Below are 17,167 nucleotides of genomic sequence, written 5' to 3'. Positions count from 1 at the left end.
GGTATTTTTTTAGTAACAAAACATCTTGCAAAGGAGTTTTCCTATGAAGCCCTATTCAATCAAAGAAATGTACAGTGATCAGGAATCATATGGTGAAGAGCATGTAACCACTGAAATCACCTTTGAGGAAAAAGACTATATGTTAACCTTTCAGAAATCGGATCTTGAATTAATGAATGCATGGGTTCTCGAAAATGGTACATCCCTTCCTGCAAACCTTTCCGAAGACCTAATCGAGTTAATTAAAGAAGATATAAGTAGGAAAATCTAGTTAACAATACTAGGTTTTTCTTTTTGCAAAATCCCTGCACAGATCAAACCGAAGTATGTTGGTGCTTCATAAGATAGGAATTCTATATGCCTTTCCTCGAGAGGTATTGCACCAGCAAGGATAAGGGTTTGCCATATTCCATCAGGTTTGGCGGCTTCTATGAAAACTGCATTGAAGTCTGCCATTTTTTCAAGTTGATTGGTCTTGATCAGCTCAACAGTTTGCTTATCGAACTCTTGTGCTGCCGGATCAAACCCATATGGTCCTTGTTCATCATGAACATGAGCCCAATCGCAGCTGGCAATCAAACCAACTCTTCTATTGTATTGAGCGACTGCTGAACGAAGAGATTCACCGAATTCGATATGTTGTTGGAACGAAAGATCTCTTGATGGTGTAATCACAATGACTGGAACATCTGGCATGAAACGGAGAGGGACAATTGCACCCCATCCAGAGGCAGGCATGATATTGGGCCTGCTGAAGTCCCAAAATTTATGGTAGAAGCAGGGAGTCCGTTTCTTATAGCTTCCTCGTAAATTTTTCGCGCTAAGTGCCGTTCTACTCTTTTTTTCATCGTAAAAGCTGCCTCGTTCTCAGTCCAGCTTCCTTCAAGACGTTCTGAATCGGTTATGGAAAACCGGCCATTGATCCTTGTTCCGTGTGGACTAAGAACAACGATACAATCAGGTTTGGCAGCTGCCATTTGCTGTCCAAGCTTCTCCATGCTTTTTCTGGTGACAGCCATCCGCTCGGGGTTGGACCCTTGCAGTTCAGTGATAATCTCACCGCCGTGGGGAGCAATACAAGCATAAACAAATGGATTCAAAGTTACGACCTCCTTTTTTAAGTGTAATTAGATAAAGTTTATAAAAATTCCTTCTTACATTCTGATTTTCCAAATTCTTGCTTGTCTAACTGTCCTGATTTATGGGTAAAGATAGCTAACGAGACACCAAGGAGGAAAACAAATGGGGAAAAGTATTGAAAGGAAAGTGCCATTTGGACTTGCCGTTATCCCATTGTTGGTTATGGTAGTATCAATGGCAGTAACGATTGTAAAATTTGAAGGAGACCCGCATATTCCGTTGATTATTGGAACGGTTGTGGCAGGTCTTGTTGCCTGGTTTGCAGGCTTTAAATGGAATTTTATCGAAGAAGGTATATATAAAGGCATTAAAATGGCTTTGCCGGCAATTCTTATTATTATCACAGTTGGAATGATCATCGGTTCATGGATTGGCGGCGGAATTGTCGCAACGATGGTATATTATGGCCTTAAAATCATGAGTCCGTCCATGTTTCTTGTATCCATCAGTATCATTACGGCATTGATCACCCTGGCTATAGGGAGTTCATGGTCGACAATGGGTACGATTGGTGTTGCTGGCATGGGAATCGGCATGAGCATGGGAATTCCTGCACCAATGGTAGCAGGGGCGATTATATCAGGCTCTTATTTTGGAGATAAAATGTCACCATTATCTGATACGACAAATCTGGCGGCAGGGATTACGGGAACAGATCTGTTCGCGCATATTCGCCATATGATTTATACGACAGTTCCTGCATTTTTGATTGCCCTGGGTGTCTACTGGTATCTTGGGAGAGACTTTAGCAATGCAGGAGTCGATAATCAGCAGATTCTTGAAATCATGAATGTGATTCAAAAAAATTTCGTGGTATCACCCTGGCTGCTTTTAGTTCCCGCGGCGGTTATTTTACTGGTAGCCTTTAAGGTGCCAGCACTTCCAGCCCTAATCGTTGGCGTGTTTTTAGGATGGATTACGCAGTTTACCGTACAAGGTGGAGCGATAGCTGATGCGGTTAATACACTTCAAAACGGTTTTGCGATTGAAACGGGGAACGCTTCTGTCGACGAGCTATTCAGTCGAGGAGGAATACAGGATATGATGTATACCGTCTCTCTCGCTCTTATAGCGATGGCATTTGCAGGTGTGATGGAGCAGACCGGTATGCTGCAATCAATCGTAGAGAAAATACTGAAGCTGGCACGAACTGCACGAAGTTTAGTTGTGTCGACGGTTGCAACCTCATTTTTAACAAATGTTGCAGCAGGGGAACAGTACCTGTCGATCCTTTTACCAGGACGAATGTATAAAAAAGCATACGATGACAAGGGGCTTCATTCGAAAAACCTATCGCGTGCCGTTGAGGATGGAGGCACGGTGACATCACCGCTTGTTCCATGGAATACTTGCGCCGTGTTCATTATTTCAGCACTGTCTGTCCATCCATTTGAATACGCGCCGTATGCTGTACTGAATTTCACAGTTCCGATTTTATCGATTATCTTTGCACTATTCGGTTTTAAATTGGAATTTGTCAAAAAAGAAAGTTATGAAACAGAATCCGAGAGGAAAGCTTCATAGTTTCAAGGGCAGTGCCTAGAGGGTACTGTCCTTTTTTATGCTTGCATATTTTTGTTCTTGATAACAAATGTTAACCATGTATGTTAAAAAGTTTGGAGGTTAGCAGATGTTCTATCATGTTAAAGAATTGCAGTATAATGCCAAGCCGGACAGGCCGGATCCTGTATATGCTAAGAAGCTTCAGGAAATCCTCGGCGGACAATATGGAGAAATGAGCGTCATGATTCAATACCTTTTTCAGGGGTGGAATTGCCGCGGCGAAAAGAAATATCGGGATATGCTGCTGGATATCGGTACGGAGGAAATTGCTCATGTTGAGATGCTAGCGGCGATGATTGCCCAGCTCCTCGATGGTGCACCAGTGGAGGAACAGGAAGCAGCTGCAAAGGATCCAATTATTCTCGCAGCAATGGGTGGAATGAATCCGCAGCATGCGATAGTCGGAGGGCTTGGCGCGAAGCCGGATGACAGTCAGGGATATCCATGGAATGCAAGATATACAATCGCAAGCGGCAATTTGCTGGCCGATTTTCGTGCCAATTTGAATGCAGAGTCACAGGGCAGACTTCAAGCGGTAAGATTGTATGAAATGACAGATGATCCTGGTGTCAGGGACATGCTATCATTCCTAATTGCGAGAGACCACATGCATCAGCTCCAATGGATCGCCGCGATTTCAGAGCTTGAGGAAAAAGAAGGGCTTGTCGTTCCAAGCACCTTTAACCAGCAGTATGAAAAGCAGGAAGTGAGCTACTCCTTCATGAACTGCTCAAAAGGAACGGAAAGTGCTGAAGGAAAATGGGCTTCTGGCGCCACCCCAGATGGAAAAGCGCAATTCGAATATATTGAAAATCCTGAACCGATGGGACAAATCCCGGAATTGGCTCCGGCACCAACTCATATGCACGGGACACCTCCACCAGGTAAAATGCCACCGAACAAAATATAAGATATTTGGAAAAGAGATATTAGTTTTGCAGGCCAAATCCCACATGATTTGGTCTATTTTTGATTTTTTAAACAAGAATTTTTTCGTAAACTTCATTGCTTTCACAGCCAAAGTGAAAATCGGCATCTTGGTTTTTACAACTCTACTTAGCATTTAAAGTTCTGAACACTCCTCTCAAAGAGCCCCGATGCCTTTCAAAATGCATGTGCAGGATCAAGTACGAAATGCAAAAGGAAAACAGCCTATAATAATCAATGAACATGCTGATTTTATGTCAGAACTCCTAGGAGGAACTACTTCATCTTGTTGTTGTCAACGTATTAATGATTTTTCTGGAGGATTCTTGTTATCTATGTTGAAATTTAAATAGAGGATATGCTGTGCATTTTAATAAATAAGTAAAGTGACTTCAGGGGGATCACAGAATGAAAATGGAGATGAAATTTAATAATGATGAGGAGCAAGAAAAACGAAAGGTATGGAAGGATCAAAGAACCTCACTATATTGGCTGCTAGGAATTATTTATATTACTTTTTTAAGTATGCAGCTTGGCAGGGTACAGGCTATTAGTGATTTCAATTATTCATTGCATGAGATGTTATATATACCCGCAACTTTATCTTTTTTCCTTGTTCCTATAGCGCTTTTATTTTATATATATTTCGTTATAAAATACTTGCGGAAATGGGGAGTACAAAAGCCGAATATAATGACTAGTGTTAAAGCAGTTTTCGTTATAGTCTCCCTTATAACAATATTTTCAATCATAACATCTCAATCTAACGAAATTTCTACAGGTGGGATCCTTATCATTGAACAGAAAATACAAGAAGAAAACAAATATTTTTTTGTACTGAATGGTAAAAAAATCAGAGTATCAAGGAATGAGTTTCATTTAGTCGAAGTGAACAGAGAATATTTTGGGTCATATGTCTGGAATTCACAAACGGACAGGGGAAAGCTTGAAACCATTGAACCAATTTTGGAAAAATAAAGCATGGATTCGCGTCGGTCATTAAATAGTGTAATGCTTCATCTGAATAAAAAGCCAACTTGGCTAACCAAGCAGGATTTTTAAATATTTTATATACTTCTTAAATGAGGTGAGTTTTATGCTTTTTCATTATCATTTTTGGACCCCATATGTTGAAAAAACTGAGAGTTTTTATGTTAGTAATGGCTTTCGGGTATCCCAGCGTATAGGAAAATACCAGGGAGATTTTTTGAATTTTGATCCACCCTTAATGTGGGATGATTTTCGGGAGAAGAAAGTACTTTTTCGTATTATCGAAGTAAGGAAAGGAAACGTCAATATTACTTTCGGATATGGAAAAAAGGTGATATTCGACCATATTGGCTTTTTAGTATCAAACAATGAACATGACAACATATGTGAAAATGTAAATAAACTGAATTGGAAAGTTGAAAAAGGTGAGCGAAGAACTTTTATTACAACACCTTATAATTTCAGAATCGAACTTCAAACAAATATTGACATAGTAGATTCTGATGCCAAAGACATCAAAATACAAGAATTAAGGTTAGAAACGAAGATAAAAGGACTGGAAAATGACTTACATATTCTATTCGGTAAAACTGTGGACACAATTAAAACAGTAGTCGGTGATAAAGTGACCATTAAAGAAGCTATTATCAAGGATAATCGAGCTAAACAAATACAGGACCCTAATGGGGTAAAGATTATAACTAAAGCATAGTCAAATGAATATTTAAAACGCCGCTTGGATCTTTTCAAATCCGAGCGGCATTTTTTATTGTCTTTTTATATAGTATTTGAGTTCATTTTCTTAAAATTAAAATGCTAACTTTTGATTTCTTTGTTATGATTAACCTTTTAATTCCTGCCTGCACCTCTCTGAAAGGCTCTCAGGTGGTTTTTTGAAGCATTTCCTAGCTGGGTGAATACGGCTTTTACATCCTCTGGCAGGGAAGGGATGGTTTTTAACTTATCGTACATTGCAATGTTGTCGATTTCGCCCTGAACTCCTTCATTAAATGCTTCCTTCAAAGTACCAGGTACTGAAGCATATTGTTTTGCATTGTCCTCAGGAATTTGTTTATTGTATTTTTGGAACAAAGTAACGAGAGCACTGATATGCTGCTGTTCTGCTGCCTTAATATTGCTGAATGGCCTGATGCTGCCATATTTCCCAATCACGGCATGGTATCTGGCCTGTGCGAGGTATTCATCCTGGATGGCATATACTAATGCTTCATCCATTGTAACCGAGGTATCCTGAAGAGCCCCCTTTGCACCAAAATCAGCAGGCACCTCAGTTTGAGCATGGACAGCACCGGAAAAACTGATGAATAAAAACAAGCAGGCTGCTACTTGAACTAATTTTGCATTCATTTTTAAACACCCCTTATAATATATGATCAACCTTATTGTTTTCATAGCGGGGAATTTGATCCGTAATAGGCTATGGGTTTAATTTACGAGAATGATTCGATATAATAGACGTAACTTTTTCAATAGGAGAGATACAATGTTCTCAAATATAGGATTTCCAGGATTAATCCTGATTCTCGTAATCGCCCTGATCATCTTTGGGCCAAACAAACTGCCAGAGATCGGCCGAGCGGTCGGCAAGTCGATGAAAGAGTTCAAGAATGCGACGAGTGGACTCACTGATGACATCAAGAAAGAAATGAGAGAAGACGAAAAAGATAAAAAGAGTTGATGATTAAAAGCTGCCATTGGCAGCTTTTTTGATTTTTTCCAAAAAAAACTGTTCGGCAGATTATGACCGAACAGAGTTGAATCATTTCCTGAAATAAATATGAATGGCGGACAACAGCAGAATCAGACCATTCAGTAGATACAAACCGGTAAAAATGACAGTCAGTATTCCGGCACCCCAGCCGCTGTCGTTCCATATAACGCTGAAATAAAGGGTACTGAAAAAGATTACGGGAGTGCAAAGGAGGAAAATGATCCCTGCAATGATTCGTTTTTTTATATTCCTGATAGAGTGCTTCACCGCAAAAAAATTCGCCAAGCCAAAAAGGGCAATATTCATCAAAAGGGTCAAGACAGTTCCAACAGATTCGGACATTATTTCTTTACTCCTTTTCGGAAAAATTTAAGGGCCAAGGCGAAGAGAAATACAAAAGCCGTGGAGACCAACACTCCAAATGCCAGCATGCCCACACCGATTCCTCCCCACGGATCGATCGTGGCAGCAACAACAATGCTGGCAGCTATCGTGAGCATGCTGATGGACAGGCTGATGAATGAAGGCAAAAACACCTTCCCAGGGAAAAGGTAAACTGTGAGCAACATGAAAAGCACCGTATACAACAGGCCCACCGTCCAGCTATTCACCGAATAATCGATGGCTTTCATGACAAAGTTACTGGTTTGCAGGTCCGGCATTTCAATTGTAATCTCTTTTAATTTTTTGGTTTCGAGGTGCACGGTCCTCAATTTGTACTCCTCTGGCTCTGCTGGCCAATTGAAATACTCAAGAAAGAGAATCTCATTTCTTGTGTTAAAAAACACCGGAGAAACGACAGATGAATTCAAGTCTGTAAGCCTCTTTGTCTTCCCATTTTCCAAATCCTTGTGAAATAAATCATATTCAAACAAGGAAGTGTTCCTCGATTCATCAGCAACAGTCGTATAAACAACTGCATTTTTCTCAGGAGATATAGTTAAGTGGAAAATATCTGCGGGCATTCCCACGTTAATATCCGCTGTATACACCTGTTGGTCTTCAAGGTCAAAGGCATTCGTAGCATTAAAATCCTTGAAGATGATTTCCTTTTTATCAGCCGAAAAGAAAAGGCTTTCCATTGTATAAAAGTCACGATCAGTTAACTGCTGCATACCAGTGCCATCAACCTTTACAGAAAATAGGTCAAAACCTTCCTGAGTTTCCCCTTCAGACTTAAGAGATTCTTCAGCCGGCATGCTCGAAAAGAAAATTGTTTCACTGTCATCTGAAAAGACAGCGTTTGAAATATGCTGTGAGTCTTCTGAAAGTTTCTTAGGGTTGGTTCCATCGACATTGGCGGTGTAAAGGGACTGAATACGGTCTTTATTGCGTGACAAATATAAAATCTTGCTGCCATCAGGTGAAAACTGTGGATTAGAGTGATAAACCTGGTCAGGATTGCTCACTCTTTTCACATCTGATCCATCTTGCCTGGCTGTATAAATCGCAGAGCTGCCATTATTGAAATAGGAAAAAGCAATGTGCTGATCATCCTCAGAGATAGCCAGTCCGCTCCCAAGCCCTGTATAATATTTGTAAGTATCTCGATCACCCAAAAGTAGATAGGTGATACTCGATATAAACAACAAAGCAACAATTGCCATGGTTCCCACTAAAGCCTTCTTTTTCACTGGTCATCCCCCTTTTGTTTACCATACATACAATATAGTGTAAATTTACACCAATTAAAAGGGTTTTTTAGGAAAAATATATAAAAATTTCTTAGTCAGGTGATAATTCATTGGCGTGGAAAGGCCCTATACTTCTTTTGAAAAAATTCTCAGATGTTCAATAATAGGACAATTACAATCATGATAAAATTATAAGGAAGGAACAGTTGTAATCAGGGGGTGCAGAGATGGATTCAAGGGGTCATTCAGGTAAAAGTAAAAGGCATCCATCAAAACGTGTGGTCACTGCCAGAAGACTAGCGCGGTCTGCGCATTTACTCCATGAATTCGATGAAGACGATCATGACTGGAAAAAGGAAAGGAAACACAACATTCATCGCTCCCAATCATCCGCTTCAAAAACCCACGACTACAGGGTAACAAAACTTAAAAATAGGGAAGCTTATAAAGCCCACCAGGACGAATTTTAATCGAATTGATATAGCTGCCAAAAGTGGCAGCTTTTTTGTAGATTTGAGATTCATTTAGAATAAGCACGTGTGTGAGCAAAACTTCATCAGCTCCCGATACTTTGTTTGAACCGGTCGTAACCTCGGACAACTTAGGGGGATTGCTAATTGCACGGCAAAGCAGTCAGAAAAGCCCCCGACATCGGACAATATGGGGAGATCACAATGCGCATAGCTGTCAAGAAACTAGAGGAATTGTGACAGCTTTGGATGCAATCGAGGAAAAGCTGTCAAGGAAACGAGGGAATTAAGACAGGTTTGGGTGCAAATGGAGGAAAGCTGTCAAGAAAACGAGGGAGTTAAGACAGGTTAGGGTGCAAATGGAGAAAAGCTGTCAAGAAACCGAAGGAATTGTGACAGGTTAGGGTGTAAATGGAGAAAAGCTGTCAAGAAACCGGAGGAATTAAGACAGGTTTGAGTGTAAACGAGGAAAAGTTGTCAAGAAAACAAAGGAATTGTGACAGGTTTAGGTGCAAATGGAGAAAAGCTGTCAAGAAACCGGAGGAATTAAGATAGGTTTGAGTGTAAACGAGGAAAAGTTGTCAAGAAAACAAAGGAATTGTGACAGGTTTAGGTGCAAATGAAGAAAAGCTGTCAAGAAACCGGAGGAATTAAGACATGTTTGAGTGTAAACGAGGAAAAGTTGTCAAGAAAACGAAGGAATTAAGACAGGTTTAGGTGTAAACGAAGAAAAGCTGTCAAGAAACCGGAGGAATTAAGACAGCTTTGGGTGCAAATGGAGAAAAGCTGTCAAGAAAACAAAGGAATTGTGACAGGTTTGGGTGCAAATGGAGAAAAGCTGTCAAGAAACCGGAGGAATTAAGACAGGTTTGAGTGGTAAACGAGGATAAGCTGCCAAGAAACCAAAGAGATTTTGTACAGCAGACTATGTCATAAAGGACACCATCGCCATTATTAGCCATAAAGTGTCCAGGAGTTCTATCGTCAAACACATTAGATACTTTAAAATTAGATGAAGGTTAAAAACGTGAATTTGTATTTTGGTCTCCTTTCGGATTAATTCAAGCTGCCAGGTTTAGCATTTTTTTTATTTCACTATCGGAAAAAAGTGGTATAATTGGAAAGTGTGAAAAAGCTAGCGTGAAAAAGGGAGGGCTACCTATGCAGCTTACGCTGTCTGCAATTGCCTTTATAGCTATTGTTTCCCTTGCCATTTTCATCCTCAAAACTAGGGCCGAGGGGCAAAGGAGAGCGATTGTTGGGTTAATCTTCTTATCAACTTCATCTGTGGCGATTGCTTTAGCGTTGAATTCGTTGTTGATATTTTTCGCTGCGCAATTAATATTATTGCTGATGGCCATAAGCTTGGCGTTAAGGGAACATAAAGAACAAAGGAAAAAAGGATAACGCAGAAAGATTCCGGTATTCTGCATGATTGCCAGGTATTCGGTCCATTATCCAAACGGACAAGCTGTCTGTTTATTTTTTGTTTCTGAATAAACAAAAATGTTGAATATTTTCTTGAAAAAATATAGAGTATTATAGTCTCAACCATTATTCTGTTGGTAAGTTTATCTATTGCTTTTAAAAGGTATATGGATATAGGGAAATAAGGAAGACATAGAATGACTTTCAGTAAACTAAGCAATATTCGTGTGGATTTTGCAAGGCTTAATGGGTAATTCTATTGTTAATGAGACATCTACATATGAATTGTGGAAAAGGAAGGAGAGAGGTTGATGGAAGGAATTTGGCTTGAATATGCCTGGGCATTATTGATATTGATCGGTCTCGAAGGTTTGCTATCGGCTGACAATGCTCTTGTACTGGCAATCATAGCAAAACATTTACCTGATGATCAGAAGAAAAAGGCGATAAGTTACGGAATCATGATGGCATTTATTTTCAGGTTTGGGGCTCTATTTGCGATATCATTCATTGCAAACGTCTGGCAGGTACAGGCAATCGGTGCAGCTTACCTGCTTTACCTGGGACTGAAGCATGTCATCCAGGCTAAATTTGGTAAGGAAAATGAAAATATTCGTAAGGAAGAGGAGAAGGAAGCAAGAGGAATGGGCTTCTGGCCGACTGTTGGTAAAATCGGTTTAGCAGACCTTGCGTTTGCGATTGATTCCATTCTTGCAGCGGTAGCTCTTGCGCTCGGGCTTCCAGATTCACCGCTAGGAGATTTTGGCGGAATGGATGGCGGAAAGTTCCTTGTAGTTGTTCTTGGAGGAATCGCAGGCCTGATCTTGATTAAATACGCAGCTACCTGGTTCGTTAAGCTGCTTGATCAGCGTCCAGCATTGGAAACAACCGCATATGCAATCGTGGCATGGGTTGGTGTGAAACTTGCAGTCATTACTCTTGCACATGAAGACATTGCGGTATTGCATCATGATTTCCCTCATAGCACACTTTGGACAACCATCTTCTATGGTGTATTAATAGCAATAGCCCTTCTAGGTTGGTTTGCTCCAGCCAAAAAAACTAAGGGTGAAGGCAACTCTTTATAATGAATGAAGCAAAAAGTGCGAGTAATCCAGAATGGATTGCCGCACTTTTTTTTGTTGCTCCTGAGCTTCCGGAATCTCCTGAAAGTTTAACAGTACTCCCGCGTGGAATAGTCCTTTATAAGAACTCAATTATCTATTCCAAGTAAAGGAGTGTTGGTATGAACGCAGCAGAGTTAATGATTAAATGTTTGGAACGTGAGGGAGTGGAATATATATTCGGTGTTCCCGGTGAGGAAAACCTTGATATTATGGACGCTCTCCTCGATTCGAGTATTGAATTCATAGTTACTAGGCATGAAACGAATGCCGCTTTTATGGCTGGGACATACGGAAGATTAACGGGTAAGCCGGGTGTTTGCCTTGCGACTCTTGGACCAGGCGCGACGAATCTTTTAACAGGAGTGGCCAATTCAAATATGGATCACAGTCCCATTGTGGCAATTACAGGACAGGCAGGGCTGGACCGCCAGCATAAGATTTCCCACCAATATTATGACCTGGTTTCGATTTTCGAGCCGGTGACGAAGTGGAATACACAGGTGAAAAAGGCTGAAATCATTCCTGAGGTTGTCCGGAAAGCATTTGATGTGGCACAGGGTGAAAAGCCAGGAGCCACCCATATAGACTTGCCGGAGGATATTGCCGCAATGGAAGTTGAAGGAAATCCTCTGGAAATAAGTAAACCGACAATCATGGAAGCAGGAGAGCGAGTCATCAAGGATGCTGCTAAGCTAATGGAACAGGCTAAGCATCCACTGATCCTTGCTGGGATGGGTGTTGAAAGAGGACAGGCTGAGAATAGCCTTAGAGCTTTCGCTGAAAAAGCGGATATTCCGGTCGTTCATACGTTCATGGGGAAAGGAGCGATTTCCTGGAAAAATGATTTAAGTCTGCTGACGGCAGGCATTGCTGGCAAGGACTACATTACCTGTGGATTCGAACAAGCTGATTTGATCATTGCAATCGGTTTTGATATGGCTGAATATCCGCCGAAAAACTGGAACCCCCATGGAGAAAGCCCTATTTTACACATCGATACAATAGAAGCCGAAACAGATGCTAATTATCCTGTAAAGCATAGCGTGATTGGAGATATAAAGGAAAACCTTTTGCAGCTGGAAAATGTCATCTCATCCAAGGAAAGAGATAATAAGTGGGTTTCCCATGTAAGAGAGAAAACACTTGATGAATTCCAGTCCTATGCAGAGGACACTGGGTTTCCTGTCAAACCACAGAAAATCATCTCAGATCTCAGGTCCGTCATGAATGATGAAGACATTGTCATCTCGGATGTAGGGGCCCATAAAATGTGGATGGCGAGAATGTACCATACATTTGAACCGAATACTTGCCTGATCTCAAATGGTCTTGCATCCATGGGAATAGCCGTCCCGGCCGCCATCGCTGCAAAAATGGTCCATCCGGAACGTAATGTTGTCGCCGTCGTTGGTGACGGTGCATTTCAAATGTCGAGTGCCGAACTTGAAACGGCAAAGAGATTGAATCTGCCCATTATCATCCTCTTATGGCGAGATGGCGGCTATGGCCTGATAGAATGGAAGCAGATGAAGGAGTTTAACAGACCGTCGAATATCAAGTTCGGCAACCCTGATTTTATCCAGCTTGCAAAATCATACGGTTTCGAAGCGATTGGGATAGAAGAAGGGGGAGAACTGAAGGATGCCATCAAGAAAGCGGCCGAGATGAATAAGCCAGTGTTAATCGATTGCCCTGTTGACTATAGCGAGAATATGAAGCTAACCGAGAAACTAGGTGAAATTTTATGCTAGAAACAGGAGGGAATGTCATGAAAATTGCGTCGATCATCGATGGTGCTGAAAGGATTGATAGCAGCAGTGAGACGATGGAAGTGAGGAATCCCTACAGCGGCGAGTTGGTTGCCGAGATGACCCTTGCGAATGAAAAGCTTATGGAAGAAGCGATCGAGAACAGCCGCCAGGCATTCCAGCGAACAATGAAAAAGATGCCTGCTCATGAAAGATCGGATATTCTGCGCAGGGCATCGGATCTGCTAGAGGAAAAGCAGGAAGAGTTTGCCGAAATTATCGCTATGGAAGCCGGCAAGCCAATCAAGCATAGCCGGGCGGAAATCAAACGCTCGATTCAAGTTATCCGTTTCTCAAGTGAACTGTCCAAGCATATGGAGGGAGAGGTGTTGCCCATGGATGCAGCTCTCCGCGGGGATAACTGTATGGGCATGGTTAAACGCGTGGCCATGGGTGTTATAGGCGCGATTACTCCTTTTAATTTCCCGCTTAATCTTTCGCTGCATAAGATTGCCCCGGCTATTGCTGCCGGCAATACGGTCATTTTTAAGCCGGCTGAAAAAACACCTATATCAGCGTATATGCTTGCGAAGCTTTTCAAGGAGGCAGGCCTTCCAGACGGGGTATTGAATCTTGTGCTTAGTACCGGTAAGGTAGCAGGATCCACCCTTGTTCCCCACAAGGATGTCCCGAAAATTACCTTTACAGGAAGCCTGACAGTCGGAAAAATCATCCGCGATACAGCCGGTTTCAAAAAGGTCACAATGGAGCTTGGTTCCAATTCACCAAACATCGTTTTTGAAGATGCCGATATTGATGATGCGGTCGAACGCCTTGTGAATGCTGCGTTCGGTTACTCAGGCCAGGTTTGTGTATCGGCCCAAAGAATTTATGTCCAGGAAAGTGTCTATGACGAGTTCCTCAAAAAGTATGTTGAGGCAACGAAAAATTTAAAAATCGGTGATCCGCTTGGGGAAGAAACCGATTTTGGTCCGATGATTGATGAAAACGCCGCGAAAAGAATCCAGGATTGGGTTGAAGAAGCTAGGAGTGAAGGAGCAACAATCGAAACTGGCGGAGACAGAAAGGGCACATTGATGTACCCGACAATCATTACCAACGTCAAAAAAGACATGAAGGTCGTCAAAGAAGAAGCGTTCGCGCCGATTGTGACCGTGATACCATTTAAAACGGAAGAAGAAGCGATTGAAAATACAAATGACTCGATCTATGGACTACAGGCTGGCGTATTCACGAAAGATATCAGCCGTGCTTACCGGGTCGCAGACAGCCTGGAAATGGGCGGCGTCTGGATCAATGAATCCTCCGTCTTCCGCCAGGATAATTATCCATACGGAGGAGTGAAATTGAGCGGACTTGGAAGAGAAGGCGTTAAGTATGCAATGGAAGAGATGACTGAATTGAAGTTTATAGGGGTTCGTCTGTAATAAGAAAAGGAAGCTCAATGGGCTTCCTTTTTTGGTTAGCTGGTTTTTCGGATGATCGATATTCCTGAAAAAGCCCCTTCTCCAGTTTGGAAGAAGGGGCATTTCATTGAGGTCAGGTATTAGTTTATTGATGCCGACAGGTAATAAACTGTTTTTAGCGGCCAAGTAGATTGTTGACTTGGTCCAGCAAGCCAGTTAACTGGCCAAGCAAACCAGTTACATCACTTAGAAGACCATTTCCGTCAAGAAGACCGGCTACTGAGCATAATAGGTTTCCAAGCAGGTTCCCCGGTCCTGGTACAGCAGTCAGGTCCAGTACGATTTGTGATAAATCAAGCTGCAGACCCAATAAATCAAGATTTAATGGTCCAAGGTCAAGGAACAGGATTTGGCAGCCTTCTTCTTGTTGTTGGGCAGCCAGTGTGCTCATCGCTGATTCTGCTCCTGTAAGATTTGCAGTTACACCATTGAAAGTTTCCTTTACATCTTGAACTGTACCATCAGCCTTGGTTACGGTACCTTTTACCTCACCATCAGCGAGGAGGCCTTTCTCCAAGTCGTAAGCTAAATTTGTTAGACTTACTTTCCCGTCGAATGTACTTCCATCTTCCAGAGTACCAGAAACGTTGATATTTTTTAAGATTTTTGAGCCTGTCGCAGTAGACGAGGCAGCAAATGCACCCATTGGGGCAATTAGGAGTGTTGCGATTAAAAGTAAAGTCAAACTAAGTATAGAGTAACGAGCTTTCATCATATTCCTCCTTAAAAGTATCAATTTTTTTATTGCAATACCTGTCAGCCGTTTGAATTTTACCCGGGAAAGGAATATGTAAACGATTTCATTGAATTATCGTTCTAAATACTTATATGAAGGATATAAATTGGATGGCGTAAAAGGAACGGAAATATTTGATTATGTTTTTCCCTGTATTTTTAGTGCAAATTAATCAAGTAAAGACCCTGTTCATTATTGACTAGAAGAAATATACCTATTCTACTGTTATAGTGATTAGAGAAAAAGTATCGGGTTTATGAAGACCTAAGAAGGAAAATAGGAGAAGTGACGTGAATGAAAAGGGGAACCGCTGGATTATGGGCAATTCAGTGCGAGGATAAAATGCTAGGCATAAAGTTAAATGGATCCATGGAACCTTCTGATAGAGTTGCCGCCGTTTAAATGGCCTGCCTAAAGGGGAGCCTATTAAATCTTTCTGACATTTAATAGGCTTGAATCAAAAATCTGGATATTAGTCTACAACACTATCCCATAAGGCCTTGACTTTATCCGTATTGGATATCTCATTAAAAATCCACTCTGTTTCCCGTCGTAATAGTTTGCGCAGTAACTGAACAGCTTTCTGGTTTTTTTGCGGAGTGATATGTTCCTGGATTTGTAAGACTTCCTGTAAAATAGAAATTGGCAGGGATGCTTCCACAGTCTTCATTTCAAGCTGAGCTCGTTCAGGATTGTAACGATGCAGCAAAACTTTAGAAAGGTGCACCATTACCTGGTTAAGCAAGTTAACTGACCATAAATCATTCCTGCGTGCCGCAGATTTTTTATATTGAAAAAGAAACCATGCAATGTCATCGACTGCATCCTGGAATTCTCGAGGAGATAATTTGAGACTTTGTGGTGCTTTGTATTTTTCCAGGCGCTGGTATGGGTCGTAGATGATCTTAAAATAGTCTTTTTGAATAAATGTTTCCTCTGTTACAGCAAACAAATCCACATGAAGCATATTTTCATACACCGCTAGAATCTGCGGCGCAATGATGAAAATATCATCATAAAAGAGTAATTTTCCATATGACTCTAGATGGCCAATCCGACTCTGAAGGAAGCCATCAAGGTCTTTTTCATCTACAAGGCAATACAAATCCACATCCGAATGTTCGTCTTGCTCTCCGCGCCCGATAGATCCTTTGACAAAAATAGCTAGAACTCTAGTGTCTTGTTTAAGGCTTTCCGATAAAACATCAATTGCATCATTCAAGACCATTTCTATTCCCCCAGCCAGTCTTTCAATTGCTGAAAACTTCCCTTTGCATCTTGATATCCAACTTCATATAATCTGGTTAGTTTATCAGGATTGCGTTCAACTCGTCCCACTTTTAGATCCTGAGAGGGTCTGATTACGATGATTTCATCCCTGTCTTCAAGTTTTTCTATGTAATCGAGCGTCTCGTTGTATTTTTTATAGCGTATTTCAAGTGCCTTGTGCAGTCCTTTAAAATCCTTATATACATAACGCGGCAGCCAGGAGAAGGAGGACTTTCTCTTACGGTATCCCTTTGTTTTCGTTAGTACAATCACGCTCTTCTGCACTCCATCAGCCATTGCTTTCCTGACAGGTATAGGGTCAGAAATGCCGCCATCCATCAGTGTCTTTCCCTGAAATTCGATTGCCGGGGCCATGAATGGCAGCGTGCTTGAAGCCCGAATGATTTTGAGGAAGTCATCAGAAACCTCATTTTTGTCAAAGTAAACGGGTTCACCAGTGATGCAATCGGTAGTGCCTACAAGGAACTTTTCTGCAGCGCTGTTAAATGTTTCGAAGTCAAATGGAACCAGCTCGTTTGGGAGTTTATCAAAAATGAAATCCATCCCAAACAATTCTCTTTTCAAGATAAAATTTCGATAGGAAATATAATCTTGATGCGTAACATAATCAATTGTAACCTGCTTGTTCCGGCCGGGCTGTCTGGCCACATAGGATGACCCCTGGCAGGCACCAGCAGAAACCCCGATGACATAAGGGAAAAATAATTCTTTTTCCAAAAAATACTCCAGTACGCCGGCGGTGTAAACACCTCTCATGCCTCCACCCTCAAGAATCAAACCACTATTAAACAAGCGTACTCCTCCTTTATGGTCTATTTCTATAAAACTCGTGTTGTTTTTATAAAAATAGTCTATCACAGAGTATGCAGATTTTTACAAATTATGATTGTGAAAA

At 41.4% G+C, this 17,167-nt stretch carries 19 protein-coding genes; 11 read left to right on the top strand and 8 right to left on the bottom strand.

Going from position 1 to position 17,167, the window contains the following annotated elements; genetic code table 11:
* The first annotated feature begins 43 nt into the window (after positions 1–43).
* Positions 44–271, top strand: coding sequence for a hypothetical protein (locus J7E37_RS02685; RefSeq protein WP_214782629.1), 228 nt, complete (start codon positions 44–46; stop codon positions 269–271).
* On the opposite strand, the gene J7E37_RS02680 is transcribed toward J7E37_RS02685, so the two are convergent.
* Together J7E37_RS02680 and J7E37_RS02675 are read right to left on the bottom strand one after the other, a co-directional pair.
* Positions 268–738, bottom strand: a complete 471-nt coding sequence (locus J7E37_RS02680) for a DODA-type extradiol aromatic ring-opening family dioxygenase (protein ID WP_215022304.1) — start codon at positions 736–738, stop codon at positions 268–270. The genes J7E37_RS02685 and J7E37_RS02680 overlap by 4 nt on opposite strands.
* Positions 672–1,100, bottom strand: a complete 429-nt coding sequence (locus J7E37_RS02675; protein ID WP_215022302.1) for a DODA-type extradiol aromatic ring-opening family dioxygenase — start codon at positions 1,098–1,100, stop codon at positions 672–674. Before J7E37_RS02675 ends, J7E37_RS02680 begins: the two co-directional genes overlap by 67 nt.
* A 154-nt stretch (positions 1,101–1,254) precedes the next feature.
* Between J7E37_RS02675 and nhaC the strand changes: the two genes are divergently transcribed.
* From nhaC to J7E37_RS02655, 4 genes are all read left to right on the top strand, one after another.
* On the top strand, positions 1,255–2,664 hold the full coding sequence (gene nhaC / locus J7E37_RS02670; protein WP_215022896.1) for a Na+/H+ antiporter NhaC: 1,410 nt from the start codon (positions 1,255–1,257) through the stop codon (positions 2,662–2,664).
* Between the two features lie 106 nt (positions 2,665–2,770).
* A complete protein-coding gene (locus J7E37_RS02665) occupies positions 2,771–3,613 on the top strand; it encodes a manganese catalase (protein WP_215022300.1) in 843 nt (280 codons plus the stop codon).
* 425 nt (positions 3,614–4,038) lie between these two features.
* Positions 4,039–4,608: a hypothetical protein gene (locus J7E37_RS02660; protein ID WP_215022298.1), complete on the top strand. Its 570-nt coding sequence runs from the start codon at positions 4,039–4,041 to the stop codon at positions 4,606–4,608.
* A gap of 118 nt (positions 4,609–4,726) precedes the next feature.
* The gene (locus J7E37_RS02655) at positions 4,727–5,332 is read left to right on the top strand and encodes a hypothetical protein (RefSeq protein ID WP_215022296.1); all 606 of its coding nucleotides are present in this window, start codon (positions 4,727–4,729) and stop codon (positions 5,330–5,332) included.
* Between the two features lie 137 nt (positions 5,333–5,469).
* On the opposite strand, the gene J7E37_RS02650 is transcribed toward J7E37_RS02655, so the two are convergent.
* Entirely contained in the window at positions 5,470–5,988 is a 519-nt protein-coding gene (locus J7E37_RS02650; protein ID WP_215022295.1) for a ferritin-like domain-containing protein, read from the bottom strand.
* Between the two features lie 136 nt (positions 5,989–6,124).
* On the opposite strand from J7E37_RS02650, the gene tatA reads away from it, so the two are divergent.
* Positions 6,125–6,319 (top strand): twin-arginine translocase TatA/TatE family subunit, encoded by a 195-nt coding sequence (gene tatA / locus J7E37_RS02645; RefSeq protein WP_214782647.1) that lies wholly within the window; start codon positions 6,125–6,127, stop codon positions 6,317–6,319.
* A gap of 81 nt (positions 6,320–6,400) precedes the next feature.
* Here the strand turns inward: tatA and J7E37_RS02640 are convergent, their stop codons facing one another.
* Entirely contained in the window at positions 6,401–6,694 is a 294-nt protein-coding gene (locus J7E37_RS02640; protein ID WP_214782650.1) for a hypothetical protein, read from the bottom strand.
* Positions 6,694–7,986 (bottom strand): TolB family protein, encoded by a 1,293-nt coding sequence (locus J7E37_RS02635; RefSeq protein WP_215022293.1) that lies wholly within the window; start codon positions 7,984–7,986, stop codon positions 6,694–6,696. Before J7E37_RS02635 ends, J7E37_RS02640 begins: the two co-directional genes overlap by 1 nt.
* Before the next feature lie 227 nt (positions 7,987–8,213).
* On the opposite strand from J7E37_RS02635, the gene J7E37_RS02630 reads away from it, so the two are divergent.
* The 5 genes from J7E37_RS02630 to J7E37_RS02610 all read left to right on the top strand — a co-directional run bounded on the left by J7E37_RS02630 (position 8,214) and on the right by J7E37_RS02610 (position 14,207).
* Positions 8,214–8,456: a hypothetical protein gene (locus tag J7E37_RS02630; RefSeq protein ID WP_215022292.1), complete on the top strand. Its 243-nt coding sequence runs from the start codon at positions 8,214–8,216 to the stop codon at positions 8,454–8,456.
* A gap of 1,161 nt (positions 8,457–9,617) precedes the next feature.
* On the top strand, positions 9,618–9,863 hold the full coding sequence (locus J7E37_RS02625) for a hypothetical protein (RefSeq protein ID WP_215022290.1): 246 nt from the start codon (positions 9,618–9,620) through the stop codon (positions 9,861–9,863).
* 332 nt (positions 9,864–10,195) lie between these two features.
* On the top strand, positions 10,196–10,972 hold the full coding sequence (locus J7E37_RS02620) for a TerC family protein (RefSeq protein WP_214782663.1): 777 nt from the start codon (positions 10,196–10,198) through the stop codon (positions 10,970–10,972).
* 158 nt (positions 10,973–11,130) lie between these two features.
* Positions 11,131–12,762: an acetolactate synthase large subunit gene (locus J7E37_RS02615; RefSeq protein ID WP_215022288.1), complete on the top strand. Its 1,632-nt coding sequence runs from the start codon at positions 11,131–11,133 to the stop codon at positions 12,760–12,762.
* Between the two features lie 17 nt (positions 12,763–12,779).
* Complete coding sequence (locus tag J7E37_RS02610; protein ID WP_251009418.1) at positions 12,780–14,207, top strand: aldehyde dehydrogenase family protein; 1,428 nt, start codon at positions 12,780–12,782, stop codon at positions 14,205–14,207.
* A gap of 154 nt (positions 14,208–14,361) precedes the next feature.
* Here J7E37_RS02610 and J7E37_RS02605 read toward each other — a convergent pair whose 3' ends face one another.
* The 3 genes from J7E37_RS02605 to J7E37_RS02595 all read right to left on the bottom strand — a co-directional run bounded on the left by J7E37_RS02605 (position 14,362) and on the right by J7E37_RS02595 (position 17,064).
* Complete coding sequence (locus J7E37_RS02605) at positions 14,362–14,958, bottom strand: hypothetical protein (RefSeq protein ID WP_215022285.1); 597 nt, start codon at positions 14,956–14,958, stop codon at positions 14,362–14,364.
* A gap of 496 nt (positions 14,959–15,454) precedes the next feature.
* Positions 15,455–16,210 carry a nucleotidyltransferase domain-containing protein gene (locus tag J7E37_RS02600; protein WP_215022283.1) on the bottom strand — a complete coding sequence of 252 codons (756 nt, stop codon included), beginning with the start codon at positions 16,208–16,210 and terminating at the stop codon, positions 15,455–15,457.
* A gap of 2 nt (positions 16,211–16,212) precedes the next feature.
* Positions 16,213–17,064 (bottom strand): patatin-like phospholipase family protein, encoded by an 852-nt coding sequence (locus J7E37_RS02595; RefSeq protein ID WP_215022280.1) that lies wholly within the window; start codon positions 17,062–17,064, stop codon positions 16,213–16,215.
* Between the last annotated feature and the right edge of the window lie 103 nt (positions 17,065–17,167).

Source organism: Bacillus sp. ISL-39 (assembly GCF_018613295.1).
Lineage (GTDB): Bacteria > Bacillota > Bacilli > Bacillales > Cytobacillaceae > Mesobacillus.
The sequence above is the reverse complement of the archived record's forward strand: the minus strand, read 5'-3'. Positions and strand labels throughout refer to the sequence as shown.

Excerpts from the sequence above, each read along its gene's own strand:
- J7E37_RS02685 (WP_214782629.1), top strand. The coding sequence starts at position 44 with ATGAAGCCCTATTCAATCAAAGAAATGTACAGTGATCAGGAATCATAT.
- J7E37_RS02680 (WP_215022304.1), bottom strand. The coding sequence starts at position 738 with ATGCCTGCCTCTGGATGGGGTGCAATTGTCCCTCTCCGTTTCATGCCA.
- J7E37_RS02665 (WP_215022300.1), top strand. The coding sequence starts at position 2,771 with ATGTTCTATCATGTTAAAGAATTGCAGTATAATGCCAAGCCGGACAGG.
- J7E37_RS02660 (WP_215022298.1), top strand. The coding sequence starts at position 4,039 with ATGAAAATGGAGATGAAATTTAATAATGATGAGGAGCAAGAAAAACGA.
- J7E37_RS02655 (WP_215022296.1), top strand. The coding sequence starts at position 4,727 with ATGCTTTTTCATTATCATTTTTGGACCCCATATGTTGAAAAAACTGAG.
- J7E37_RS02650 (WP_215022295.1), bottom strand. The coding sequence starts at position 5,988 with ATGAATGCAAAATTAGTTCAAGTAGCAGCCTGCTTGTTTTTATTCATC.
- tatA (WP_214782647.1), top strand. The coding sequence starts at position 6,125 with ATGTTCTCAAATATAGGATTTCCAGGATTAATCCTGATTCTCGTAATC.
- J7E37_RS02640 (WP_214782650.1), bottom strand. The coding sequence starts at position 6,694 with ATGTCCGAATCTGTTGGAACTGTCTTGACCCTTTTGATGAATATTGCC.
- J7E37_RS02630 (WP_215022292.1), top strand. The coding sequence starts at position 8,214 with ATGGATTCAAGGGGTCATTCAGGTAAAAGTAAAAGGCATCCATCAAAA.
- J7E37_RS02625 (WP_215022290.1), top strand. The coding sequence starts at position 9,618 with ATGCAGCTTACGCTGTCTGCAATTGCCTTTATAGCTATTGTTTCCCTT.
- J7E37_RS02620 (WP_214782663.1), top strand. The coding sequence starts at position 10,196 with ATGGAAGGAATTTGGCTTGAATATGCCTGGGCATTATTGATATTGATC.
- J7E37_RS02615 (WP_215022288.1), top strand. The coding sequence starts at position 11,131 with ATGAACGCAGCAGAGTTAATGATTAAATGTTTGGAACGTGAGGGAGTG.
- J7E37_RS02610 (WP_251009418.1), top strand. The coding sequence starts at position 12,780 with ATGAAAATTGCGTCGATCATCGATGGTGCTGAAAGGATTGATAGCAGC.
- J7E37_RS02605 (WP_215022285.1), bottom strand. The coding sequence starts at position 14,958 with ATGAAAGCTCGTTACTCTATACTTAGTTTGACTTTACTTTTAATCGCA.
- J7E37_RS02600 (WP_215022283.1), bottom strand. The coding sequence starts at position 16,210 with ATGGTCTTGAATGATGCAATTGATGTTTTATCGGAAAGCCTTAAACAA.